This is a genomic window from Shewanella sp. UCD-KL12 (assembly GCF_001957125.1).
Taxonomy (GTDB): domain Bacteria; phylum Pseudomonadota; class Gammaproteobacteria; order Enterobacterales; family Shewanellaceae; genus Shewanella.
The window spans coordinates 148,372-173,606 of the sequence record NZ_MPHJ01000003.1 but is presented as its reverse complement, the minus strand read 5'-3'; the positions used below and the strand labels follow the sequence as shown (position 1 = coordinate 173,606).

Annotated in this window: 22 protein-coding genes; 2 read left to right on the top strand and 20 right to left on the bottom strand. The window is 39.9% G+C overall.

The window, feature by feature from the left end:
• Positions 1–10 precede the first annotated feature (10 nt).
• The 20 genes from BM736_RS08480 to pseB all read right to left on the bottom strand — a co-directional run bounded on the left by BM736_RS08480 (position 11) and on the right by pseB (position 21,757).
• Positions 11–1,009 (bottom strand): kinase, encoded by a 999-nt coding sequence (locus tag BM736_RS08480; protein ID WP_076410862.1) that lies wholly within the window; start codon positions 1,007–1,009, stop codon positions 11–13.
• Entirely contained in the window at positions 1,006–1,734 is a 729-nt protein-coding gene (locus tag BM736_RS08475) for a sugar phosphate nucleotidyltransferase (RefSeq protein WP_076410860.1), read from the bottom strand. The genes BM736_RS08480 and BM736_RS08475 overlap by 4 nt, the downstream gene beginning before the upstream one ends.
• A complete protein-coding gene (locus tag BM736_RS08470; protein WP_076410858.1) occupies positions 1,724–3,211 on the bottom strand; it encodes a B12-binding domain-containing radical SAM protein in 1,488 nt (495 codons plus the stop codon). The genes BM736_RS08475 and BM736_RS08470 overlap by 11 nt, the downstream gene beginning before the upstream one ends.
• A complete protein-coding gene (locus BM736_RS08465) occupies positions 3,211–4,269 on the bottom strand; it encodes an alpha-ketoacid dehydrogenase subunit beta (RefSeq protein ID WP_076411168.1) in 1,059 nt (352 codons plus the stop codon). Before BM736_RS08465 ends, BM736_RS08470 begins: the two co-directional genes overlap by 1 nt.
• Entirely contained in the window at positions 4,256–5,203 is a 948-nt protein-coding gene (locus BM736_RS08460) for a thiamine pyrophosphate-dependent dehydrogenase E1 component subunit alpha (protein ID WP_076410856.1), read from the bottom strand. Before BM736_RS08460 ends, BM736_RS08465 begins: the two co-directional genes overlap by 14 nt.
• Positions 5,193–6,566 carry a hypothetical protein gene (locus BM736_RS08455; RefSeq protein WP_076410854.1) on the bottom strand — a complete coding sequence of 458 codons (1,374 nt, stop codon included), beginning with the start codon at positions 6,564–6,566 and terminating at the stop codon, positions 5,193–5,195. The genes BM736_RS08460 and BM736_RS08455 overlap by 11 nt, the downstream gene beginning before the upstream one ends.
• A complete protein-coding gene (locus BM736_RS08450; RefSeq protein WP_076410853.1) occupies positions 6,563–7,549 on the bottom strand; it encodes a GDP-mannose 4,6-dehydratase in 987 nt (328 codons plus the stop codon). Before BM736_RS08450 ends, BM736_RS08455 begins: the two co-directional genes overlap by 4 nt.
• Positions 7,546–8,490 (bottom strand): NAD(P)-dependent oxidoreductase, encoded by a 945-nt coding sequence (locus BM736_RS08445; RefSeq protein ID WP_076410851.1) that lies wholly within the window; start codon positions 8,488–8,490, stop codon positions 7,546–7,548. Before BM736_RS08445 ends, BM736_RS08450 begins: the two co-directional genes overlap by 4 nt.
• Entirely contained in the window at positions 8,487–9,650 is a 1,164-nt protein-coding gene (locus tag BM736_RS08440; RefSeq protein ID WP_076410849.1) for a DegT/DnrJ/EryC1/StrS aminotransferase family protein, read from the bottom strand. The genes BM736_RS08445 and BM736_RS08440 overlap by 4 nt, the downstream gene beginning before the upstream one ends.
• Positions 9,651–9,969: 319 nt before the next feature.
• Positions 9,970–10,998, bottom strand: coding sequence for a radical SAM/SPASM domain-containing protein (locus tag BM736_RS08435; protein WP_076410847.1), 1,029 nt, complete (start codon positions 10,996–10,998; stop codon positions 9,970–9,972).
• A gap of 43 nt (positions 10,999–11,041) precedes the next feature.
• Complete coding sequence (locus BM736_RS08430; protein ID WP_076410845.1) at positions 11,042–12,100, bottom strand: putative sugar O-methyltransferase; 1,059 nt, start codon at positions 12,098–12,100, stop codon at positions 11,042–11,044.
• A 22-nt stretch (positions 12,101–12,122) separates the two neighbouring features.
• Positions 12,123–13,211: an FkbM family methyltransferase gene (locus tag BM736_RS08425; protein ID WP_076410843.1), complete on the bottom strand. Its 1,089-nt coding sequence runs from the start codon at positions 13,209–13,211 to the stop codon at positions 12,123–12,125.
• Entirely contained in the window at positions 13,204–14,769 is a 1,566-nt protein-coding gene (locus BM736_RS08420; protein WP_076410841.1) for a class I adenylate-forming enzyme family protein, read from the bottom strand. The genes BM736_RS08425 and BM736_RS08420 overlap by 8 nt, the downstream gene beginning before the upstream one ends.
• Before the next feature lie 8 nt (positions 14,770–14,777).
• Positions 14,778–15,035, bottom strand: coding sequence for a phosphopantetheine-binding protein (locus tag BM736_RS08415; RefSeq protein WP_076410839.1), 258 nt, complete (start codon positions 15,033–15,035; stop codon positions 14,778–14,780).
• A 25-nt stretch (positions 15,036–15,060) separates the two neighbouring features.
• A complete protein-coding gene (pseI, locus tag BM736_RS08410) occupies positions 15,061–16,125 on the bottom strand; it encodes a pseudaminic acid synthase (protein ID WP_076410837.1) in 1,065 nt (354 codons plus the stop codon).
• Positions 16,126–16,136: 11 nt separating this feature from the next.
• A complete protein-coding gene (locus tag BM736_RS08405) occupies positions 16,137–17,273 on the bottom strand; it encodes a Gfo/Idh/MocA family protein (protein WP_076410835.1) in 1,137 nt (378 codons plus the stop codon).
• A gap of 7 nt (positions 17,274–17,280) precedes the next feature.
• Positions 17,281–18,915 carry a UDP-2,4-diacetamido-2,4,6-trideoxy-beta-L-altropyranose hydrolase gene (gene pseG, locus BM736_RS08400; protein ID WP_076410833.1) on the bottom strand — a complete coding sequence of 545 codons (1,635 nt, stop codon included), beginning with the start codon at positions 18,913–18,915 and terminating at the stop codon, positions 17,281–17,283.
• A complete protein-coding gene (gene pseF / locus BM736_RS08395) occupies positions 18,916–19,614 on the bottom strand; it encodes a pseudaminic acid cytidylyltransferase (RefSeq protein WP_076410831.1) in 699 nt (232 codons plus the stop codon).
• Positions 19,611–20,759, bottom strand: a complete 1,149-nt coding sequence (gene pseC / locus BM736_RS08390; protein WP_076410829.1) for a UDP-4-amino-4,6-dideoxy-N-acetyl-beta-L-altrosamine transaminase — start codon at positions 20,757–20,759, stop codon at positions 19,611–19,613. Before pseC ends, pseF begins: the two co-directional genes overlap by 4 nt.
• Positions 20,760–20,761: 2 nt before the next feature.
• Positions 20,762–21,757 (bottom strand): UDP-N-acetylglucosamine 4,6-dehydratase (inverting), encoded by a 996-nt coding sequence (gene pseB, locus BM736_RS08385; protein ID WP_076410827.1) that lies wholly within the window; start codon positions 21,755–21,757, stop codon positions 20,762–20,764.
• 387 nt (positions 21,758–22,144) lie between these two features.
• Here pseB and BM736_RS08380 point away from each other — a divergent pair, with 387 nt between their 5' ends.
• Together BM736_RS08380 and BM736_RS08375 are read left to right on the top strand one after the other, a co-directional pair.
• On the top strand, positions 22,145–24,625 hold the full coding sequence (locus tag BM736_RS08380; RefSeq protein WP_076410825.1) for a motility associated factor glycosyltransferase family protein: 2,481 nt from the start codon (positions 22,145–22,147) through the stop codon (positions 24,623–24,625).
• Between the two features lie 115 nt (positions 24,626–24,740).
• Positions 24,741–25,220: a DUF2947 domain-containing protein gene (locus BM736_RS08375; protein ID WP_076410823.1), complete on the top strand. Its 480-nt coding sequence runs from the start codon at positions 24,741–24,743 to the stop codon at positions 25,218–25,220.
• Positions 25,221–25,235: the final 15 nt, after the last annotated feature.

The following is a 25,235-nucleotide window of genomic DNA, read 5'->3' as shown; positions in this document are numbered from 1 at the left end:
GTTCATGCGCTTAAAAGAAGCCGTTAGGTTCGTACATTACGATTTTTGAGCCGCAAGCTCCAGTTTTAATATTGACATGAATGAATTTACTTAAGCGCTGCTTAATTGCTGCATGATGCTCAGGCTTAGCTAAAAACATCATAAAACCTCCTCCGCCAGCTCCCAACAACTTACCGCCGTAAGCCCCCGCGTCCATGGCTGCTTGATAAATGTCATCAATTTCTGAAGACGATACATCACTAGCTAACTGCTTTTTTAAATGCCATGACTCAACTAGCATCTCCCCTAAATCGGCGATGTCACAATGCGCTCCTTGAAGAATATCTTTTGCTTGAAATGCTAACCCAGCCATTTGGGTTATCTGGGACTGCTTCTGAGCTAAGTTTTCAATCTGCTTACCTGCAATCTCACTGGCTATACGACTTAGGCCTGTAAAAAATAACATTATATGAGAGTTCAATTGCTCTGATGTATCTTCATGCATAATAAGTGGAGTTACGCTGATTTCACCACTACGGCTAAACTCAATAAAATTTGTCCCTCCGTGAGCAGCCCAGAGTTGATCCTGAGAACCAACATTCTCTTTAATCACCTCCTGTTCGATACGTATCGCCTCTTCACCTAATAGATGTGGTGATGAAATCTTCCCCTGTTTTGCACGCATAGCATTTAACAAGCCAACGGTAAATGAAGAACTTGACCCTAAACCCGAACGGGCCGGCAGATCTGCTTGGTGATGAATCTCTATACCTTCTCCGTTGTGCAATTCAGATAAAACAGCCCTTACCGATGGATGCTGAATCTCATTAACCGTTAAAGGTAGCTCCACTTTAGAATAGACAATTCGGTGCTTATGCTCAAAAAACGGTGGTAGATTACGCACTGTCAGATAGCAGTATTTATTGATTGCCGTTCCAATAACTGCACCACCATGCTCTTTATACCAAGTTGGGTAGTCAGAGCCTCCACCAAAAAAAGAAACGCGAAATGGTGTCCTTGAAATAATCATAAATACTCCTTCAGTACCTTTGCAGCACGCCCATAACTTTCTGGTGTTCCAATATCAAGAAATGAACAATCACTATATTTGCTGTAAGCTAGCTCTAATTTCCTATTCGAAAAAAACTCCTGCTCAATGGCTCCTTTATCGAACGTTTTTATTACGTTTGTGGCTTCAGAAGAGAAATAGTAGATTCCCGCATTGATCCAAGAATGAACCCGTTGTAATGCGCTTTTCTCTTCAAATGATTCAATTACATCTTCATTTTTAAAAGTAAGGCAGCCGTAACGGGAAGGGTCATTGACTTTAACTGTAGCCAATGCAGCACTGTTTCTATTGCGATGTTGATAGAGAAAATGGTTCAGGTCCAAATCAACAAAGGTATCTCCATTGATGACGAGGCATTCATCTACACTGAGCCTATTTAAAGCAAGACTTAAGCCGCCCAGCGTTCCTTTAGGCTCTGCTTCGATTACATACTCAACCCTAACCCCATCCAACTCGCGATATAAAGAAAGAGCCTTGATCACCTGTTCGGCTTTATAACCTAATGAGAAAATTAGTCTATGAACTCCCTGAGCTTTTAGCCATTGGATTAAGATATACAAAAATGGCTTTCCATCAATTGGAGCAAGTATCTTAGGTCTATCTGCAACCATGCTTCTTAGCCGCGTACCTAAGCCCCCAGCAAGTATAACGACAGGAGGTAAGTTGGCATCTTTTTCAACTCCCATCAGGTTTTCCTTCAGTTAAAATTTGCCTTTTCAAACGAGATTGACTCATAGACTGAATATGCACACGAGTATCAACCCCAAATTTATCCTCTACAAACTCTAAGTAATCTACCGACTCAAAATACTCATGAAATGCATCATCTCTAAACTTTAAAACAGTCGCTGAAGTTTCAAACTCAGTTTCTAATGGTAGACAATTATAACTGTGCTGCGAATAGCCACTCCAAAACTCAGGCAGCGGAGTGTCATTAGCGATAGCATCTTGATAAAGCTGAGATCCAGGATACGCCATAGCAGAATAGAAATTAACAAAATCGCATTTAAGCTGTTTAGCTAGTTCTAAAGTGTGTTCCATTGACGCAACAGAGTCTTGAGGTAAACCAAAGATAAAATTACCAATGACATTAATGTCTGCCGACTGTATATCTCTAACTATATCAATTATATTTTGGCTATTGAGTGACTTATTAGCACCATCACGTACAGTTTCATCCGCAGACTCGATACCCAGTGCCAACCACCGAATACCAGCACTTCGCATTAATGACAACGTCTCTTTCCTCACCGTATCCACTCTCGCATAAGCCCAAATATTGAGCTCCGGAGCAAATGGTTTAGCCGCAAGAAGTTCACATATTTTCAGATAATGATTCTTTTTAAGCACAAACATTTCATCAATAATTTTAAACGTTTTAACACCATACTCGTGGTACAGATAACTCACTTCATCAACGACAGCTTGTGGACTACGACATCGATATTTATGTTCAGTAAAGGGTGCATTAATACAACAAAAAACGCACTTATAAGGGCAACCCAGTGTGGTATAGATAGATGCATAAGGTTGGCGCATATCTAACTCACCAAAACACTGCCAATTGTGCGCCCTATATTTATCCATAGGGAGTCGATCCCACACTTTACCGTGAAGACTCTCATCTAAGTCATTTATCAGAGGCGGATTAGGAGTGCTTTTAACTTGGCCAAATTCATCTTGCCAAAATAAGCCAGCAACATTTTCATACTCCCCCCCTTTTTGAAGTACGGTAATTAATTGTTCACACGTTTTAGGCCCTTCACCAGAGCAGACAAAGTCTACAGGCTCCTCCAATAACGTTCTTTCGGGTAACGCCGCAACATGTCCTCCAAGAATTAATATTTTCTGTTGAAGTGAGCCCAACTTAACTTGCTCAGCCAGCGCTCTTGCAGAAGACATCATTTGGGTTGATGCTGAAGGCTGATGCCCATATACAACCAGGATCACTAAGCTGGGTTGTCTAGCTAAGATTGTTTCCGCAGCTTTCTTAGGTGATAGTGAAAGCGCTTCGGTATCCAGAATATCAACATCATACTCCCTATCTAGTAAGTAACCTGTGATCAGCCTAGCCCACAACGGCGGCTCCACGGCTGTTAATTCGCTACCAAGAGATTGATAGATAGCTTCACGCCCACCAGGACTTACCACTAGTGCATCCATTAAAATGGCCCCTTAAATTGCTTCTGGTAAACGAGCTTTGCCTCATCTTCACTTGGAGGCCAATTTTGATTAGAGGTTATTCCCGTCAATTCAATGATAGCTTCAGCTATAGTTAAAGGGTTGGGATAAAATGCATCCTCTAAACTAGGAGTAGTTGGACATGTAGTAGCCGAAAACCCTAAGCGCTTGACTTTAATTTCGCCTAAATTAGCTTCACAAACTCGTGTAATAATTTCTGCTGAGGCACCGCAGTTCAGCCAAGCATTGTCTACAACTAGTAGGTGTCGTGTTTTTTCTACAGAGGTCAGTACTGGTGCCATATCAAGCGGTGATACAGTCACAGGGTCAATCACTTCAACACTAACCCCCTGCGTTTGCAGTAGTTCTGCAGCTCGCAGAGACTCCATCACCATATTTGAAATGGCAACAATTGTGACAGTTTCTCCCTTTCGAACTAGTTTGCTTTTTCCCAATTCGACTCGATATTCAGAGCTAGGAACTTCGGCCTGAGTGTTATATAGCAACCGATGTTCCATGAAGATAACAGGATTGGGGTCATCTATTGCAGCAAGTAATAATCCTTTTGCATCAAAGGCATTTGAGGGGGCTACTACCTTTAACCCAGGAATATGCATAAACAAGCTATGTAATGCCTGGGAGTGTTGAGCACCTTGTCCCCAAGACTTACCGATAATACAGCGAACGACTAGAGGCACATTCACTTTACCGCCATACATGTAGTGAGCCTTGGCAGCAATATTAATAAGCTGGTTCATACACAGTAATAGAAAATCCATTCGAATATGGATATGGATAGGCTTCATACCAGCCATAGCAGCTCCAATTGCTACACCTGTCATAGCATCTTCCGACAACGGGGTTGTAAATACTCTATCGGCTCCATATTGCTCAACTAAACCTTTAGTTGTTCCTAATATCCCAATATGATCATCAATATCTAACCCCATAAGAAAAACATTCTCATCAGATTTTAATGCAACATCAAGCGCTTGATGGATTGCTTCATTAAAGAAAGTATCAGTGCTATCGGTAAACATAATCATATACCTCACTGGGTTCAGGGAATGGAGATGAAGCTGCGTACTGGAATACCTGTTCGATTTCGTTACTGACTAAATCAATAATTAGTTCGCGTTTACTTTTACAGAGTAAAGATTCCAATACTTTAAGTGGATCCGTCATTATAGATTTAGCAATCTGCTGATGGTCACGATAACTTTCCTCACTTTCATTCCCTGGACCTACATGCTGTAACCAGCGGCAACAGCTTACTTCAAGCAGTGCTGGACCACTCCCCTCCCGAATAGACTGAATAATACCATTAGCCTGCGGTATTAGACTGAGTAGGTCACCATCTGTATGTTGATACGAAGAAACACCAAATCCTTCTGCTCTGCCAACTAAATCAGAACTTGCCCATCGTTTCGATAGCGGCTCATGAATAGCATAACCGTTGTTTTCAACAACAAATAAAATTGGGAGAGATTTCAATGATGCAAAATTAAGACTCTCATAAAAGCAACCCTCCTCAGTCGCGCCATCTCCAAGGAAACAAACCACAACCTGCAAACTTTTCTTCATTTTTAGTGCTAGGGCATGACCCGTTGCCACAGGTAAGCCTGTGGCAACGATTGCAGAAGTTCCTATAAAGTTAACTTTTGGTTCAATGAGGTGCATAGACCCACCTCGACCTTTAGCACAACCAGTAGATTTACCATATAGTTCAGCAATAAACTCTTTAGCTGAACCACCTTTAGCTAGATACGCTGCATGTCCTCTATAGGTGGCACATACATAATCCTCTTGATTGAGGGATTCACAAATGCCAATACTGACAAACTCTTGACCCACAGATAAGTGCACCGGACTTTTAATATTGTCTTGCGGGTACTCCTTCGCGATCTTCAACTCAATATTTCTAATAAAGAGCATCTTCCTGTACAGATTCTCAATATTTGGTTCACAGCTCATTAGGTGGCTCCTTCGTAATACCTACCGAGTCCAATATGCTTTTAGTCCAGCTATCTACATTCAAATTATGATCGCGAAAATCCGAAGCATGTTGATAACAAGTCTCAAAGTAATGCTCATCAATAAGCAAACGATCTAAATGTGAGAAAAGTGCTTCTAAATCATTAAAAAATAAACAAGCATCTGAGTCACCTATAAATAGCTTGGTCTCTGTATTCTCTTCCTCAACTAAAATAGCCCCCGATGCAATCGTTTCTCTCACCTTTCCTTTACACTGCTCTCTAAAAGAGTAAGTTTGAGTATTAACGCAGATTCTTGTTCTCCTTAACGAATCAGCGTAGTCTTCAATTGAGAGGATATCTCCACCATGTAAAAAACCACCAATATGTTGAAATCGCTCGCCATATCGTTTAGATAACTCCTCAATCCAGTAGCCTCTACTCCCAGCAGCTGTTCCAAACACGGCAATATCTATATCTTTTTTAATTTCAGTATCTTCATAAAACAGTGTTGGGTCGAAAACACTTGGTAAAAACTTTACTTTCTCAACATTAGTATGCCGCTCATAGGGACTGAGGCCTGCTCTCATCTTTTTCAATCGGCTACCGTTACTGTTTTCAATACAAAGATCAGCCCATGTCAGGCAATCTCTTTCAAACTGTAAATAGGGGCTCCCCTCATCGTCCTCATCATAATCCCACCAGAGAGTCACATACTTAATATGGGGGTAAGACGCTTTCAATTTATGCCAATATTCGAATGGCAAACAGTCACCTGGTTGTGTTGGACTGTAAAAAATCACATCTGGTTTAGTCTCTTCAATTTTAAACTGAATATCCTGATATAAACCTTCAAAATAAGCACTCGTACGATGTGTGCTTTGGTACACTTTGTGGACATTCAACGATGGATATTGTGCTGTCAGGCTGTCATAGATACTACTTTCAAATGCCTTACTAGAGATCACTACATGCTCACCATAATCGCCAATATCACTCACAGGAATGACAGGAATAGATTGAATGTTCGTTCCCCAAAGCAGTTCATTTTTATCAGCAACCGCGACGACATTGAATTCAGAGAATAGCGAAAGATTTTGAGTTGTATGAAGGCCCGCACCATATAAAACGCATGGTTGTGAGTTAACTTGCAATTTGATTTTTTTCAGGTTCTCTATTGCTATAGGTTTAAAATAATCGTCATAGGTTCGTTCAGAACATATTAAGGAGTGGGATTTTACATATTTAGAGTTGAGGATAGGTTTAACAATTTCAATTTTTGCCGCGCTATCATCAAAACTTTTAAGCTCAAAGTTTTGAACAACAAACAACCAGTTAATAGGTATTACTGTATGCTGAGTCATTGGCTATTTTCATCCCTTCTATATTGAAGAAGAAAGTCTAAGCTCTGCTCAAAAGAGTATTTGGGTCTCCAGCCCGTTTCGCGGTAAAACTTTGAGGAGTCAGGGATTTGTAAGGTAATGTCTGCTGGCCTTAGCAGGCTTTTATTTAAACGAGAGGGTATTTGAGCTATCGACTTGCTTTTTAATATTTCAAGTACTTCTCCAACCTTATAAACATTATCTCCACCGATATTGTAAACCTCACCAATCTTACCTTTAGTCAATGCAACCCAGTAAGACTCCATTGCGTCACGCACATCAATTAGAGTTCGAGTAGAGTCTAAATTTCCATGACATAACTCTTGTTGCTTGCCGAGTTCTATCTGAGCTATTTGATCAGCAAACGAGGTAGCAAACAGATCTAACCGCCTTGGATTGATATAAGTAAACATTCTTGTCCTAATCACTTTCATTCCATAACTGAGGAAGTAACTCTGGCCTAACAGGTCTTGTGTAACTTTTGAAACAGAATAAGGGTTTACAGCATTGATCGGACAACTCTCATTAATTGGCACGTTTTTAGGATCAACTTTTCCGTACACTTCAGAAGTACTACAAAATTGAATAACAGGATCTAAAGAAAGTAACCTTATCGCCTCTAATAAGTTAGCCGTTCCCATTACATTATTGTTAATCACGGAAAGTGGAGTAATAAAAGAATTCTTCACATTGGCATAGGAGGCAATGTGAAAAATACCATCAGGTTTCACCAGTTCTAGTACGCGAATAATTGAAGAAACATCAAGCAGGTCACACTCGTGAATAGTTATTTTATTTTTAATACTATCAACATTATTATGATGGCCAGCACTATGCCAACGGCTAATACCATGAACCTCAACTTCAGGGTGGTTATTGACAATATATTCAGCTAAATAGCTGCCACCAGAGCCAGTAATCCCTGTAATTAAAATCTTTTTAAACTCTCGAATAGCCCCACTCATACGTTGCTATACTTGCTATTGGTTATCATAGTGTACCCTTTGATGAGCTCTTCAATACCATCGCCTAAGCTAAACTTAGGTCGGTATCCAGTCGCCTCAATTTTTTCATTCGATACTATATAGTCACGCTTATCAGGGTCCTCCCCGATCGGTGCATCAAGGTATGTGAATTTAGGCAAAAATTGCTTTATTTCATCACATAATTCTCGTTTTGAAATATTGGCATCAGACAAGCCCACGTTATACGCTTCGCCTTTCATTGCATCGAAGTTATTTAGCCCATGCTCAAATGTGGCCACAACATCTCGAATGTGGATGTAATTGCGTTTAAAGTGCGACTCAAATAGAACAACAGCAGAGTCTTTTACTGCTCGATAGACGAAATCATTGACCAAAAGGTCAAGGCGCATCCTTGGTGACATACCGAACACAGTTGCAAGGCGAAAACTGATTGCGTTACCTCTATCTAACACAGCTTGCTCTGCTTCCACTTTCGTTTTTCCATAAAGACTTATTGGCTTAAGCGGACTAGTTTCATCACAGAACTTCCCTTGCTCACCAATCCCATAACCACTGTTAGTTATAGGCATTAAAATCCGCTGTTCTTTACTTAATACTTCAGTAAGCATCACCACGGCATCACGGTTTGTCGAGACAGTACCTAATTCATCTCGACCACATAAAGGCGCGCCAACTAATGCCGCCAAAGGAATAACCACATCAGCCTTTCTCGTTAGGCGAGTTATCAGCCCTTTATCACGGCAATCACCCCGCTCTACATTAAAGTTTCTATTGGCACATAAGGTATTAAGTGAATCTTGGTTAAACATAAAGTTATCTAGCACTGTCACTTTATGACCAAGTTCAAGTAACCTCGGAGTTATCATTGATCCTAAATAACCCGCGCCACCCGTAATGAGGATCTGTTTGCTATCATTCATAATTCTGCTAACACCTGTTTTAATTTAGTGAGTTGCTCAGTCAAATCGAAAGGGTGATTACCAACAAAAAAACCATAATCATGCGCATGATCTGCCCACCTCATATCACCCACTTGGCTATACTGATAATGTTTAATCACATCGTGACGCAGGAAGTTGCCGCCTGTGATCATTCTAAAACCAATATCAGCATTTTTGAGTGCTGAAAAAAGTTTGCTACGACAGATTTCTGCATCAGGGTGGATCATCATAGGAAAGCAAAATGCTGAGCTTTTACCATGTTCTGTTTGGATGATAAAGCGGGGATCAGATGAGAATAGTTCATTGAAAACCACAAGGTTTTTTCGCCTTTGCTCAGTAAATCTTGGTAATTTTTTTAACTGTTCAATGCCCACAATACCAGCAAGCTCTGTCGGTCTAACATTGTACCCTGGCAGAATAAAGCGATATGCTTCTAAAAAAGCATCATCCGTTTTATCATATAAAGATGAATTGTCTGGCTGACCACGGGTCCAACCGTGATTTCTAAGAGATAGTGCTAGTTGATAAAGCTCAGAATCATCAGTAATTAACATTCCCCCTTCCATGGTTGATATATGATGTGAAAAAAAGAAGCTAAAGGTACCAATGTCACCAAACGTTCCCGTTTTTTTACCATTTAACTCAGCATCTAATGACTCACAGTTATCTTCTAAGAACATCAAATTATGCTTAATAGCAAACTCTTGAAGAATATCTAAGGGGGCTGGATTACCAAGAATACTCACCCCTACAATCATGCGCGTATCTTTGCTTAAAGCTGCATTTAATTGCTTAACATCAATATTAAGTGTACTAGGGTCGACATCCACAAACTTTAGTTTTAACCCATATTGCTGCAATGGGTGATAAGTTGTTGCCCATGATATAGCAGGTACTATTACTTCATCGCCTTGCTTTAAAGGTTTATCTTTTCTATAGCAAAAGGCGGCTGTCGCAATTAAATTTGCAGATGAGCCAGAATTAACCATCACAGCATATTTTTTACCATGATACAGCGCGAACAGTTTTTCAAATTCTTCGACTTTCTCTCCCATAGAGAAATAGCCGCTTTGTATTACCGAGTTTAGGGCATCATGCTCTTCACAGCCAAAAGTAGGACTTGCCAACTCATAAAACATCTCAACTCCCTGGAGCGTACAGCTTCACAATATCAACGTAGAATCAATCAAAGCACATATCTTAATAGAGCAAATTTCATACCAACCCCAGCTTAATTAGGTTGATAAGTAAACTCAACTTGTTTAAATATCAATCAAAACAGCCGATTGCACAACATTAAAGATACATTATTCACAAAATGACAACAAGCTATAGATTAGAGTAAAGTGGAATTACTGCTTGGGAGAGCAACAAATAATTGACAGTTAGGAACTGTTTTTTGGAGGGGATAGATAAGACCTCTTATCATTTGACGAATTGATAAGAGGTGTATAAAAACTAACTAATCTCGGTTATAGCAGAAAGTTTAAGATCGCGCAGGTTCTTATCACTATCATCTTTAGTACATGCTCTTTCATAACAAAGATCACATGGAGAGCGTTTCAAGCCGAAGCTAAAAAGATCCTTCCGCCATGATTGCATTAATTTAGACCCATAAAGCTCAAATATGGTGGCACCATCGCCAATAGAGCCTATTGCTAAACGATTACCTTCATCAAGGTCAGGCATGATATTACAACATGGATATACAAAACCATTATGATAAACAGTAAACTCTCTAAAAGGCCTAAAACATGGGTAGTCTCTTAATGTCTCTATCTTTAAATGTTCAATGGCTCCTGCGCGAGAATGGCCAACCTGCTCATAATTAACACAGCTCACATCTATTCTCATTCCTTTATAGTCAAAATGAGTATGAATGGATTTATCAACATTTTCTGAGTCAATAACAAGCTTCTGTTTTAACTTCACATAGAAGGCTTTAAGCTCTTCATGGCGTTCGAGATGCTCGTATATGCCTTTTGGATGCAAAGTTACATTAATGCCTGTGACGCCTATTTGTGATAACGTTTCAAGAGCTTCTAAATCAAGGTAGTCACCATTTGAATTAAAAAATACTCTCGCTTTGGGTAGGTGAGCCAAAGCATATGTCAGCTTTTCATAAAACTTCTTTTTACTGGCTAGTGGCTCGTTATACAAGTTAAATACTAGCTTTTCACTATAATCAATTTGGCTCAATTCACTGATCAACCTCTGATAAACATCATCAGACATATGTTGAATCTTCCCACGACGCTCATCAAGAAAAGATACCGGACAATAACTACACTTTCGATTGCAAAAATTAAATGCCTCAATATTAATAATTGATACATAACGACGAAACAGGTCTTTACACTCAGTTTCAACAGGTCTGCCTACAAATAAAGTAGGCTCAATGACCTGCTGGGTTAACACCTTATCCCAATAATCAGCACCATTAACACTTGCCGGTCGTTCATCTTTTATATGTTCCACTCGATTCATTACAACTCCTTGTACCTAATTGCTTAGATACAAATATAATCAATTACTTTTTTAATTTATAAAGACGCAGCTCTGAATTAAATCCATCAATAGTCTCAAACCCAAAAGGGGTTACATTAGTAGCAATCAGCTCATAATCAGGTAGAAAAGTGTCATAGTCCTCGCTTGTAATCGGTTTTTTTACTCCTGCATGACTACCATCTGTGGCGAGTTGTTTACCCTCTCTCAAGTTTCTTAGCAGTACATACTGGCAATTTAATCGCGCTACATGGCCAAGGTAATTAGCAACTATTTCAGGCTCCATCTCTTGAAAAGAGATAAAATTAATAAACAGATCCAACTCCCCTTTCACATCAGGTAACTGCCAAGGGCAGATCACAGCACCTTGATAAAGATTAGATAAGTTAGTTAAAGATAGATCTGATAATGACTTGGCTGTTTGATAGTCAGCAATCTTGTTTTTACCGAAATTAGTTTGTAAATAATAGGTGGAAAACAGACAAGTTGGCGCAATATCAACATTCATGTAGAAGGTCTCATTTCGCTCATCGCTTAAGAGTATTTCACCTAAAGAACCGAAACCACCACCAATCTCTAATACTGTTTTAACAGGTACATTCTTCAGCTCTTGCTTTAAAAAATTTAGCCCTAGTAGATAATTCAAGCTTGAACGACTAAATTTTCTCCCCTCAAACTCAAACTGTTCCAAAGGTGAACCTACTGTGCTTTCACTAAATTGGCTGGTAAAAGGTTCTCTTTCACATTCACTTGCTTTATATACCCGATAATCACTTTTAGCGTGCATCTCACCAGTTAGAAACTCCATGGTCGAAAGATATGATTTTTTATCGCTATCAAGCTCCCCCTGACATACTTCTAGTACGCGTTGATACTTTTCCGGTTGAGTTGCCCAGCCATGGAATAGGTAGGTGGGGACAAAGAAAGATAGCGCACCTTTTAGTGAGCGAAACTGCTCAATCCCCTTACTTTCTAGTTCTGCTTGAAGTGTCATTGCTCCGTGTTGCCAAAAATGAGTCGGTTGGTAATGCTCATCGACTTTTTTCATATCGTCAATAATGACTTGAGCTTGCTCTGTCCACATATATTGAATTCCTTATATGCACTTACTGTTTGGATAATATTTTCTTTGGAATACAGTAAAGTACGGTTTCTAACAACATATCCCCGTAAACACGTAAATACATGTCATAATTAGGGTTTATCTGCATGATAAGTTCAGGGATCTGCCAAAGGTCTTTAGGATTATGGTAAAGGCAGATAGCTAGAACGGGAGAGAAGTCTGCTATCGTTTTACTCGCCCCACTTAACGCCTGCTTTTCAGCCCCCTCTACATCCATTTTAATAAAGTTAGGTCTTGCACCGTAAACCACATCATCCAATGCGACGCAGTTTATCGTCGAAGCATTGATACTTCCGAGGGATAACTTACTTGAAGTATTACTGTCAGCTTCAAAGCTTAACTGAGCTGACTCACTCCATACGCCAGATGGATAAACAAATACACGCGCGTTATTGCCAGTATTTACCAGCTCAGAACAGGCTGTGTTCAAACCAAGTAAGTTAGCAGGATCAGGCTCGAAACTGGCACAGTACTCAACGGGCAACTGCTTTGCCTTTGCTACTTTAAACAAACTCTTTAGCGTATCGCCATTATAAGCACCGGCATCTATAAATCGGACACTTTCAAGATGGCTTAAAGCTGGTACATCGTCAGTAAAGTACTGTAATTGCTCATCTGGACTAATGTAGTCTTCGATTAAAAATTCGGTTCTGAATCGGACGATTTTAGCTAATAAATCACGGCTAATATCATCACATAACAACTTATTAAAACCTGCTATCGCGGCTTCATCGACTCTATCACTGAGATTTTCACTATACCAAAGGCTATGAAGTTTAAGTTCGACAATAATATTCGGGAAAGCTGTTAATGACTGAGTAAAGTCGAACACATTGATAAAGCCATCGCTCTCTAGCTGTTTCTTGATTTTACGGCTCATCAAGCCTACAGAGATATAGATCTTAGCGCCTTTATCTGTCACCTCTTCAGGCCTAATAACGCTTACGCCATCAACGTTGGTTTTCGTCGAAAAACTATCGATGATGGCAGCAGGCTCCACGCCATTCGCTTTCATGGCTCTAAGGAATATTTGGCCCTGGATACCAGCGCCAAACAGATATATATCACTCATCAAGTTGCTCTCCATATAGCATTACCCGCAGCATATCGGTCCACCCTTGATTGAGCTTACTGTACTGCTCTCTTAATAAGATTTTTGAAACTTTGCCTGTTGGGGTCAAGGGGAGTGACTCTGGGAAAAAATATTTCAATGGTCGCTGAAATGCTGCTAAATTTTTATTAGCGATTTTTCTTAAGCTTGCTTCAATATCACTCTGAGCATCTGATATGCAAATGGCCACAATGACTTCACCCAACAAACTATCTTCAACGCCAATGACTGCAACCTCATGCAACTCGGGGTGGGTTAATAACTCAGTTTCAATATCTTTTGGATAAATATTAATTCCACCAGAAATTATCACATCTTTTTGTCTACCGACATAAGTGACAAAACCTTCTTGATCTACATAACCTAAATCGCCAGTAAGAAAGTACTCATGATGACTTGAGAGCTTAGTTAACTCTCTCTTACCGTAGTAGCCTGAAAAGGAGAGAGGAGATTTAACAGCAATTTGGCCGACAAGCTCACAAGGCAAAACCTGTAACTCTTGATCTAGTATCTGTACTTTTATGTTGTCACAAGGTTTACCCACGGTTTTATATTTTTCATTGGCATCTACAGGAGCTAAGTTTGTCGCAACAGCTATCTCTGTCGCACCATAGATTTCATGAAAATCACAACCTATAGCGTTAAAAACTTGAGCTTTAAAGCCTGCATCGATTGGGGCTGAAGAAGTCACAATGGTCCGTAAACTTTGGATGGTTTCAGTATTCGATAACAAACTATTTTTAAGCGCATAGAGATGAGAGGATACAGCGATCACAAAGTTAACTTTATGTTCTGCGACTAAGCTCAACCAGCTTAATGGGGTAAATCGTGAGAGGTGTATTAAACTTGAGCCAAGTAGTAATGGCACAAAGGTTAAGCGTTGCCCTAAAGAGTGAAAAAAAGGCGATGCGCATAACGTAGTGTCAGCAGAAGTCAGTTTATATAGCTGCCATGTTTGCTCTGCACGTGCAAGCTTTACAGCTTGGGATATCATAATAGGCTTTGGCTGCCCGGTCGATCCTGAAGAGAGTGTAATAAGAAAATCTTCTTCAGATTGCCACTGCTCTGGAATATCTTTGCAAACTTGCTCACTAGTATCATTTAAAACATCTAAGTGGCTTAAGTACTCAGGATGACTGATGTCATCAGTTGACATAACTTTGAACTGCTGACTTAGAGAAAGCTTATCGAGTAAGTGCTGTTTCCCCATAACTATGTTGGCATCTACAGCATCACAAGCAGCTAACAACTGTGCTGGCAACATATGAGCATTCATGGGGATACAACATCCACCGACTTTAGCTATCGCTATGCTGATGCATACATTATCGAGCTGCTCATCAGTTATCAAAGCTATACGTGGTCGCTCACCACCGCTGATGACTGATATGTCTGCGGCAAGACTGTCTATTCTTTGCAATAATTGCAAATATGTATAGCTCTGTTCTCCATCTTGAAGTGCCAACTTGTCAGGCGTTGCACTAGCAACTGAGTGAAATCGAGTATAAATAGGAGACATACTGAGCCTTATGATGCCAACTTATCACAAACAGACTGCGCTAAGCCTTTCACTAGTTGCAAGTCAGGGTTGGCTAACTCTACAGGCTTAAACTTGATCAAAAACTCTGATTCTAGAGTCATGATTAAACTTAAAATAGCAAAAGAATCTAGTAAGCCTTCAGTGACAAAATTGCTCGCTTCATCAACCGAAACTTCAGCAGAAATATTTTGTTTAATGTAGGACAAAATGGTCTCTAGAACCTGCGAGTACTGTTCATTATTCATATAAAATACACTATGTAAGTAAATATTAAGCGATCACTTCCCAACTTAGGCGATCACCCGTTTGTAGGTCTTGGCTCGCCTTTCGTCCAAGTACTAATGGAAGATATTTGGGTGAAAGACCATAACCTGGTCTTACTGAGCGGATATTAAGTTCAGTGAGCACTTCACCGGCCTTGATTGACTTCGACACATACAGAGAGCGGCGACCATTGCAGTTTTTTGCAGCTTCAGGTGTTAGGCTATATTCAACCTTACCTACAGCGACTTCAGCCCTACGGATCTCAGTGATCATATTTTTAAACTCTTCGATTGTCAGGGAAAAGAAGCTATCAACAGTCTCTTCACCATCATCAAGTTTAATATGTTTTTCAATCACACTGGCACCTAGCGTTACAGCTGCAATTGGTACCCCAATGCCAACGGTATGATCTGATAGCCCAACAGGACAATTAAAGGTCTGCTGTAAGTTTTGCACCGTTTTAAGGTTCACTTCTTCGGGAGGGGTTGGGTAAGCCGTGGTACATTTAAGTAAAATAATCTCTTCACAACCAAACTCAGATAAACAATCTACAGCTCTTGCAACATCGATCAAGCTAGCTAGCCCCGTCGAAACTATGACAGGTTTGCCAGTGCTCGCCACTTTTTTTAGAAGCCCTAAATCTACTATTTCAGGAGAGGCTATTTTGTAGGCTTTAACAGGGAATAACTCTAACTCATCAACTGAGCTATCATCAAAAACAGAACCAAAAAGCTCCACTCCTAACTTCTCAGCTTCTGCAAACAGCTCTGGTAGCCACTCCCAAGGCGTATGAGCATACTCATATAAATTGTATAGGTTTTTATAATCCGCCCAAGCATTGTCTTTAGGGATTGCAAAATCACCATGGCTAACATTTAGAGTTATAGTATCTGGGCGATACACTTGCAGTTTAATGGCATCAGCACCAGTTGAAGCCCCTGCACGTAAAAGCTCTAGTGCTTTATCTAAACTACCACCGTGATTACCTGATAGTTCTGCAATAATATAAGCAGGCTCACCAGAACCGACTAGGCGTTCTCCTATAGTTACCTTTTGAGAAATGCCTTTCATGGATGACTCCTTCATTTTATATCTATCCATTGTTGCTGTTTGTTAGACTCTGTTGCAGCATCGAGTAATGCAAGACCGTCATGGGCATGTTGCCAGCCAAATACATATGGAGACTGTTGAACACCAGTCTGCTTGTATTCGAGCAGTGCTTGAGCGATATCTTGATAGAGGTTTGCAAATGCTTCAATAAAGCCACCTGGATGCCCGGGCTTAAATCGTTCAATTATTTCATCTTGGAATTGACAGTTACCACGGTTATAACTTGACTTGACCGATTTCTGGTTATAAAGATGCAATACTTCCGGCTCTTCTTGAATCCACTCAGCACTGCCTTTGTCACCATAAATAGATATTTTCAGACCATTTTTATGTCCTATTGCCGTTTTACTGACCCAGAAGGAAGCCTGCATATCTTGCTCACACTTAAGCCAGATGTTGGCATCATCAACAATACCTTCAAACACTGAAAAGTGGTTAAAATTGGCATTGACCTTTAATGGCTTTAGACCAGTAACAAAATCACTTAAATGATGTACATGTACTGCGAGATCCAGCAGAAGCGTGGGGATCTCACCATCCACTAAACGCCATGCTTGCGGTGCCATTAGGTTAACGTCTTGAATAAAACCATCAGAGGGCATTTCAATTCGAATTTGCAAGAGTTTACCTAAATCCCCAGCTTGAATATGTCGACGTAACACTCTTACCATAGGGTATCCACTATAGTTAAATGTCACAGCGAGAAACCCTTTAGTTTTGTTTAAGGCTTTCTGAATTGATTTGGATTGAGATAAATCAGCTGCCATCGCTTTTTCACATATAACAGCGACACCGGCAGCGAGCAAAGCACAAACAACCTTTTCATGTAGTGGAGTAGGCGTTAAGACTACTACTGCATCAAGCTCTGAAGCTTGCTCTTTAATATACAGTTGCCAGTCACTATAAATATATTCAGCAGCAATATTCCATGCCTCGCCGGTTTTATCACTTTTAAACTGATCCCGTGAGAAACAACCCGATACAAGCTGCCAATGCCCATCCAACTGACAAGCAACACTATGGGCATAACCCACAGCGGATTCATGAGCACCGCCAATAAAACCAATTTTTAATGGTGTAACGGTGGTATTTGGTTTAATTTGATGCATCTCAATCCTATGACAAAGTCGTTTGTGATAATGGTTTAGCCTTAGGCTCCCTCATTACGTAGTAAAATTCATCTATTGAAGCACCTGCAAAAATCGAACCAATCGCTGCATAATAAGGGTGTTCTTCACTTACCTCATTAAAGCCTAGGTAGTCATTCATCAACTTAACATACCGATTTTCTTTATGTATCACTGCAATCCATGGGATTAATGGCCAATATTTGTCACAATGTTCCAACTGCCAGTTCAGTGCTAATAATGCGTCTTGGAAAGAAGTATTTTGTTGGCATACGAACCAGCCACCGATAAGAAATTGACACTCTTTGAAATCTTGAATTTGATGCCATATATACAGACTTGCCTGATTGTCTTTCTCTAATAAATAAGAACTTCTTTGAGTATTAAACCACCATGTATAATGCCCTAGTCGAGCAATTGGCTTAGACTCAATCATGTTCTGTGCATTTGAAGATAAATTACGGCTATCCAAATAATGATTAATATCGCTATCGTCCACTGGGCGCACTCGATAATGCTCATTAAGATTTTCGTATGATTCTGGTTTGATTTGTACTGGAGAAATAAACTCTGCCAACTTTGGCGCTGTAGAGTTAAGCAAAAAGTTGGCAACTCTAGACGCACCTAAGCCATCAATATTTATCGCTTTACTTGGTAGGACTTTTACACGTTCATAGTGTTCATAAATAGTCAAAATTAGAGGTGCAAGCAGCCCGATATCAAAGCTTTCATCACAATGAAAGTAATGCCCTATCCCCTCTAAATCAGCAAGTGGAGTTTGTTGATTCGATGCTAGTGAAAACGTTAATGCAGGTTTATTGAGTGCCAATAACTGATATAGAACACCGCCAGCAGCACCTATATATAGATCACATTCCATCAAGTGCGGATATAGATCGAAACAATCAGTGATTGGTTGAATCTGGTTATTTCCTTGAAAAATATCTAGCAGCTGTTTGTTTTCGGTTAGCGGACCTAATATCGGCTTGATAATAATGTCAATCGTGTTAGTTAACTGTAATAGAGCCGAAATAATGTCACTATTAACGCGATTATCTCCGCCACCACCAACACCAATCAAAACAGTAAAACTCTCTCTTTTTTGCTCTTGGGGGGGCTGTCGGTATTGAGAATCAAGCAATGCGTATTGTGGACCAATTAGCTTTACTGCCTGAGCAGGAACTAACTTATCGTAAGCTGAGTTGGAAATATCTCCACGCCAACGAATATCTAATAAAACGTCGCAAACATGCTCCCTGCACAGGTCATCTATTACGAGTAGCTGCGTTCCTTGGCCAAAAAATATCTCCTCCCATTCTTTACCTAGCAAGTAATCATCGAGGATCAACCAATCTACTTGTTTATTAGCCAAAAATTGTAGCGTTGAACGTGCATCCAATTCCACACTATGGCTAACTCGCTCAGTTGGTGTTTGATCATGGTTGAATAGGTAGCCATACTCAAGCCCATCAAGAAAAGGAAGCACTCCGGCATCAAAGTAAGACAATAAAAAATAACACTCATGTCCAAGCTCTTTGAGCTCACGAGCTAGGCTACAGCAACGAACAAGGTGACCAACTCCAGCTCCTTGGCCAGCATTAACCCTAAATATAATGCGTTTCATTTAAACACAGCTTTCCTTCATCGCTCGAAACATAGCTTCAGCCCTTAGCCAATCATCAGGGGTATCAATATCCTGAACTTGATGAATGGGTAACGGGTAGGGAATCGAATCACTAGAGAACATTCCTTGACTATCAAGAAAACCATCCGTACTTCCCCAATAAAATTGGCCTGCATCATGATATGCTTTTTCTAAATCTTGCGATCGACTGCTAAAATGTTCAGGTTGGAACATCTCAATATCACCGGCTAGGTTAATTTTAAATGCACGTTGAATTGGTGATGGAAACTCTGTTACCCCAAAACAAAACTTTTTCTGTGGATTCTGCTTCAAAATAGTGAGTGCTTCACTCAACGCTTCTGCGCGTATAAAAGGGGCTGTCGCATACATTACACACGCATATTCTGGTTTATCATCGTTCTCTATTAGCCAGTTCAGCGCGTGGGATATGACTACCCCGGTAGTAGCAAAATCATCAGACAATTCAGCGGGTCTAAAGAAAGGAACCTCGGCACCATAACATTTTGCAATCTCAGCAATCTCATTATCATCAGTAGATACAATCACTCGATCTATGCACCCACTTTCAAAGGCACGCTCAATAACATGGGCAATAATCGGCTTGCCATCAAAAAGTTTTATATTTTTTCTCGGAATACGCTTACTTCCTCCCCTTGCGGGGATAATGGCAATGTTCAACTGAGCAACTCCTTTAATGTATTACACACGTAGTCTTGCTGTTCGAATGTTAAATCGGGAAATAAAGGTAAGGTCAAACAGGATTGGTAGTACCGCTCTGCATTCGGGAAATCTCCCTTACGAAAACCAAGCTTATGGTAAAAGGGCTGTAAGTGAATAGGTATATAATGAACATGTACTCCGATATCAGCGGATCTCATGCTATTAAAGATAGCTCTCCTATCACAATGTTCAGGCAGTACAACAAGCAACAAGTGATAAGAGCTTACACTGTCTTTTAATGGAGTAATTACCTTTATTCCATTACCTAGTAAGAGCGATTGATAGCGTGTCGCTAGGAGGTTTCTTTTTTCTACAATTGATGCAAGCTGAGTTAGTTGACTATTGCCTAATCCAGCTTGCAGATCTGTCATTCGATAATTAAATCCAAGTGATTGCTGCTCATAGAACCAATCCCCTTCCTCTGAACTTTGCATATCAACTTTATTTTTCGTGATCCCATGGCTACAACACAGGGACATAGATTTAGCTAAGTTGGGATCATTTGTTGTTGCGACCCCTCCTTCTCCTGTAGTAATTATCTTTACAGGGTGAAAACTAAAGATAGTGATATCGCTATACTTGCAGCTCCCTAATGGCGAGTTTAAATACGAGCCCCCAACACCATGAGCAGCATCTTCGATAACTTTAATATTATATTTTCTAGCTAACCTAGAAATTTGTTCCATATCGCTACTATGCCCAGCCATATGAACTGCGATAATAACTTTTGGTAACTTATCTACTTGGCTGGCCTCAGCTAATTTTAATTGCAAGGCTTTTGGGCTTATATTAGCAGTGTCAGGATCTATATCGATAAAATCTACAGATGCACCGCAGTAAAGTGCACAGTTTGCTGAGGCAACAAACGAAATAGGACTTGTCCACACAGTATCGCTTTCAGACACGCCTAGGGCTAAACATGCAGCATGCAACATGGAAGTAGCACTATTGCCGGCTACGGCATATTTAGATTGAGTTAGTTGAGCAATTTTTGACTCAAACAAAGGAACTTGTGGACCCTGAGTTAAAAAATCAGATTTGAGCACTGAAGTTACAGCTTCAATATCTTCTTGAGAGATTGACTGACGCCCGTAAGGGATCATAGTTAGCAGTCCTCATCTAACTGTTTAATCTGCTCAACTGATAAAAATTGTGGATTATTTCCTGAGTGATACTCAAAACCTGGTTTTACGAGTCTCCCAGTTTCACCAAGTTTATTGGTAGAATAATCATTCTCCAAACCAAAAAAAGTAATACTTGGTGTTATAACAAAATGGTCATCAAACTCAATAGTATGATGAGAGTCATCACCTGGGCACATTATCTCGTGCATCTTCTCCCCAGGACGAATACCGACAATATCTTGAGCCAAATCTGGCGCACATGCATCAGCCAAATCTCTGATACGAACTGAAGGAATTTTAGGAACAAAAATTTCCCCTCCCTGCATTCTAGAGAAATTTTTAAGAACAAAATCAACGCCATCTTGCAAGGTTATCCAAAACCGAGTCATATCGGGGTGAGTAATAGGAAGCGATGTTGCACCATTCGCTATCAGTGACTTAAAAAATGGCACAACAGAACCACGAGACCCAACTACATTGCCGTAACGAACCGCTGAGAATCGAGTTTCGCCACCACCCACAATGTTATTGCCAGCAACAAAGAGCTTATCAGAAGCTAATTTTGTCGCACCATACAGATTAATGGGGTTTGCCGCCTTGTCAGTAGAGAGTGCAATAACCCGTTTTACTTTATTTGCAATCGCTGCTTTTATAACATTCTCTGCACCATGGATATTGGTCTTAATACACTCCATTGGATTGTATTCAGCTGCTGGCACCTGCTTTATCGCTGCGGCATGAATGACATAATCTACGCCGTTGAAAGCCTGCATCATACGATCGGCATCACGAACATCTCCCAAAAAGTATCGCATACAGGGATCATTAAAGACCTGCTGCATTTCATACTGTTTTAGCTCATCACGGGAAAGAATGATCAATCTTTTAGGCTTATACCTTTCCAAAATCGTTTTGGTATACTTCTGACCAAATGAGCCAGTACCGCCTGTTATCAGAATCGATTGATTATCAAACATGTACTCTCCAAAATATCACAGTGGTAATTCAAGTTGCTTGAAACACTCAAATGTTAGTTCACATGAGTAAGTAATAAAGCAAAACTTACACCAAGATGACAAATTACAAGTTAACAGCCCAAAGTATGAGCAAAATTATTAGAAAGCTATAAATTAAACAGTTTTAATTTTAGTAACTTAATCTGGATTGTCTATCCTTTTACGCTATCATTCAAGCGCTATAAGCAATTGGTATCACTATATCTAGTGATTATTGAAATCAAGCATGATTGATGGCATGTTTTTCGCACTTCGGGTTAATAACCAAACATAATTAGCTATTATTCGTCACCAATTGTTTAAAATGACAAATAATTGACGTTTTAAAAATAAGTTCTGAGGGTCTTCATGCTAGCAACCACATTTGAAATATCTAAAACATTCGCTGTTAGCAAGTTCAATGAGTACTATTTACCCAGTATTAATAGACATACATTTGAACAAATAGACTCAATTAGCTATTACGATAATAAATACAACTCGTCATTATCAAACGTTGACACCTTGCATGTAATTATCGGTCTAGATTCTGGTCTACTGGCAAATTATGTGATGGACAAGCCCATTGCTGAAGGGGCTATGTACATTTTTGTTGAACTCGATCCAGTTCTAGAATTATTAACAATAGATATTCCAAACCATCTAAAAGGTGTGGTTAAAATTTGCTCAGTTAAGGCACTAACTGAAATACTCAAAGAAGCAGATATAAACCTATTCATTGTAAAAGAACAATTCATGGTACATCAATCATCTGCTGTTTCTGGCGGCTATATAGATGATTACGCACAGTTAAATCACGATGTAGAAAAAGCCGTTGAGCATGAACATTTCGAACAACAAGTCGGTTTCAATCAAAAAATATTTATAAGAAAACAACTTCAGAACATCACTGAAAACGTGCTACCTGCATCAGGTTTAAGAGGAAAGTTCAAAAATAAAACCTGTATTATGCTTGGTGGCGGTCCCTCTTTAGATAACAACCTAGAGTGGGTCAAACAAAATGCGGATAACCTGATCATTTTTGCAGTATCTAGACTAGCTGGTATGCTTGCTAAAAAGCATATTCATGTCGATGTACTGGTTTCTGTAGACCCTCAAGATCATGCTTTTGAAGTATACAGGGAGATGATGCCCTTGGCAGCGCAACATCTATTAATTGCCTCGCACCATCTAAGCCCTCTAATTCTAGGGCAGTGGAATGGCTGTTCACTCTATACCTCTAGTCGCTACCCATGGAGCTTGACCTTAGATGGGAACAACATTCCTAACATTGGCCCTACAGTAACAAATAGTGCCATTCAAATAGCTGTTGAGATGGGGTTTAACCAAGTATTGCTTTGTGGCGTAGATTTTTGTCACTCACCATCTGGTATAACACACGCACAAGGCACTTTCGGCGCAGAGTTAAGCCCTGATTTAGGAAAAATGTTTGAATGGGTTGAAACATACTCAGGAGAACTTGCAGAAACACCTATTCAGTTACTACATGCAGCTCAATCGTTGCAAGAGAAAGTAGCTGAACGACCAGATGTAACTTTCATCAACTTATCAAAAAATGCATCAAAAGTAGAGGGCGTAAAATTTCGACCTGCAGATGAGATCTCTCTCACGCCAATCGAGGAGAGCTTAAAAGAAAGCCTTAAGCCTGCCAATATGAAGCTGTCCGTGGAAGAAAAACTGCAGGATATGAGAAATAGCTTGGCCGAAACTCAATCGGCTGAAAAAAAGTTTACTGCTATAAAGAAGCTTGTGACAACAGCGCTTGATCTGGCTGATAAACTAATTAAAGAAAAAAATAACTCCCCAAAAATTCAAACTTATTCCAATAAAATTGAAAAAATTGAAAACAAGATCAATAAACAGTTTCTTAATGAGTCGATGTTGATCAAATTTTATGGCTTTTATGAATTTTCTAAATTTCTTTCAACGAAACACACTGATGATTGGACGCAAAGTCAAGTTAGTCAGATGACTAAGACCTATTATCAAGCTTACTTCGCAATCTGTTGTGAACTGCAACAATTTATCTCCTCTGCAAGCACCCGAATAAGCTCCCGCATAGATGAGCTCAACCCCAATGCTGATGTTTCAAACTTAATTAAACAATGGGAGAATGATAATCAGCTAGGTCGAAGTGTCATTTGGAAATTAGAGAATGATTCTAGATTACAAAAACTTTCAGAAAGTGATCTAGCCAAATTGGAACAAGCTGAAGTCCAATACCAGCGAAACTTGACTGAATCACAACCAGCTCCGACCTCCAAAAGCACCTTAAATAACCTATCTGAGGCACATTTAAAACTGAGTATCTTTCTTAAAAATAAACACCTGATAGGTATCTCAAAGATGCTCCAATATTTAACTCCACATAAAAACAGTCAAGAAATTGAAGTATCCAAACTCTATGCGCTCACTTTAAGCTACAAACTGATGCTTGAAAACCACAACGAAAAAGCATTAGCTGCAATCCTAAAGGTAGAGAGTCAACATCGTAACGAAACTATACTCAAACAAATAATCCACCTAGCACTTATGCAAAGTAACTTAAAGCTAGCTGAAGATAATTACGCCAAGATTGTTAGCTACAGCGACGAGTACCTGCCTCATTATGCCCATGTATTAAAGCTCAGTGGTAAGCCGCAAGAAGCACTAAACATCTACCTTGATTACTTGGATAAATATCCTGAAGACATTCCAGTTCTATTAAAGCTTGGTATTTTCTTAGCTGAGGTAGGACAAATTGAAGGAGCAAAGAGTGCATTTTTACAAGCTCTTGATGTAGATCCCAATAACCATGCCGCTGCAAATTACCTTCAACAAGTTAGCTAAAGCAATGAACTCCAACAGCCTGTGATAAAGAAAATCTGCAGGCTCTCTTTCATTTGCAGTTATCAAAGCCTTATAATGACGCAGCATATTTTAGTTACACATTCAGCGAGGCCCTGTGTCACACACCTATATCCCCCTTGAACAATACAAACGTAAATGGATTTTTAATCATAAAGATCTGCCTGTTACTGATGAAGATAAGGCTTTTATTAAGCCACTTGATCAAAAGGGGTCGATGCAGATATGGAACAAGTGGATCAGCAATCGTAGTAGCCGTACAGAACAGTTCTCTAAGGGAGATTGGGCTGCGAAAGGCGATGCTTGGTCTGAAACCGATCACTGGCAAAGTGCTTGGGATAGTGAAGATCCTGCCTTACCTGAAATGTTTGCCGCTCATTTCGACTGGGCTGATGATGCAGTTGTTTACTTCTGTTATGAGAAATACCAAGTCATCGAAACTCGTTGGGACGTATTTGTACGTAATTGGAAATGCTTTCTATTTTTTGATGATGGCCCGCTACTCATCTCTCCTAAACAGAAGCAGGCAGCGCTTATTCACCAAAATGGTCAATACCAAATTGGTCACCGAGGCTGATTATTCAGCCTATCT

Excerpts from the sequence above, each read along its gene's own strand:
- BM736_RS08450 (WP_076410853.1), bottom strand. The coding sequence starts at position 7,549 with ATGAGTGGGGCTATTCGAGAGTTTAAAAAGATTTTAATTACAGGGATT.
- BM736_RS08425 (WP_076410843.1), bottom strand. The coding sequence starts at position 13,211 with ATGAGTGATATATATCTGTTTGGCGCTGGTATCCAGGGCCAAATATTC.
- BM736_RS08465 (WP_076411168.1), bottom strand. The coding sequence starts at position 4,269 with ATGTTTACCGATAGCACTGATACTTTCTTTAATGAAGCAATCCATCAA.
- BM736_RS08480 (WP_076410862.1), bottom strand. The coding sequence starts at position 1,009 with ATGATTATTTCAAGGACACCATTTCGCGTTTCTTTTTTTGGTGGAGGC.
- BM736_RS08420 (WP_076410841.1), bottom strand. The coding sequence starts at position 14,769 with ATGTCTCCTATTTATACTCGATTTCACTCAGTTGCTAGTGCAACGCCT.
- pseI (WP_076410837.1), bottom strand. The coding sequence starts at position 16,125 with ATGAAAGGCATTTCTCAAAAGGTAACTATAGGAGAACGCCTAGTCGGT.
- BM736_RS08445 (WP_076410851.1), bottom strand. The coding sequence starts at position 8,490 with ATGAATGATAGCAAACAGATCCTCATTACGGGTGGCGCGGGTTATTTA.
- pseB (WP_076410827.1), bottom strand. The coding sequence starts at position 21,757 with ATGTTTGATAATCAATCGATTCTGATAACAGGCGGTACTGGCTCATTT.
- pseG (WP_076410833.1), bottom strand. The coding sequence starts at position 18,915 with ATGAAACGCATTATATTTAGGGTTAATGCTGGCCAAGGAGCTGGAGTT.
- BM736_RS08380 (WP_076410825.1), top strand. The coding sequence starts at position 22,145 with ATGCTAGCAACCACATTTGAAATATCTAAAACATTCGCTGTTAGCAAG.
- BM736_RS08430 (WP_076410845.1), bottom strand. The coding sequence starts at position 12,100 with ATGTGGACAGAGCAAGCTCAAGTCATTATTGACGATATGAAAAAAGTC.
- BM736_RS08455 (WP_076410854.1), bottom strand. The coding sequence starts at position 6,566 with ATGACTCAGCATACAGTAATACCTATTAACTGGTTGTTTGTTGTTCAA.
- BM736_RS08405 (WP_076410835.1), bottom strand. The coding sequence starts at position 17,273 with ATGCATCAAATTAAACCAAATACCACCGTTACACCATTAAAAATTGGT.
- BM736_RS08435 (WP_076410847.1), bottom strand. The coding sequence starts at position 10,998 with ATGAATCGAGTGGAACATATAAAAGATGAACGACCGGCAAGTGTTAAT.
- BM736_RS08440 (WP_076410849.1), bottom strand. The coding sequence starts at position 9,650 with ATGTTTTATGAGTTGGCAAGTCCTACTTTTGGCTGTGAAGAGCATGAT.
- BM736_RS08415 (WP_076410839.1), bottom strand. The coding sequence starts at position 15,035 with ATGAATAATGAACAGTACTCGCAGGTTCTAGAGACCATTTTGTCCTAC.
- BM736_RS08460 (WP_076410856.1), bottom strand. The coding sequence starts at position 5,203 with ATGAGCTGTGAACCAAATATTGAGAATCTGTACAGGAAGATGCTCTTT.
- BM736_RS08470 (WP_076410858.1), bottom strand. The coding sequence starts at position 3,211 with ATGGATGCACTAGTGGTAAGTCCTGGTGGGCGTGAAGCTATCTATCAA.
- BM736_RS08475 (WP_076410860.1), bottom strand. The coding sequence starts at position 1,734 with ATGGGAGTTGAAAAAGATGCCAACTTACCTCCTGTCGTTATACTTGCT.
- pseC (WP_076410829.1), bottom strand. The coding sequence starts at position 20,759 with ATGATCCCTTACGGGCGTCAGTCAATCTCTCAAGAAGATATTGAAGCT.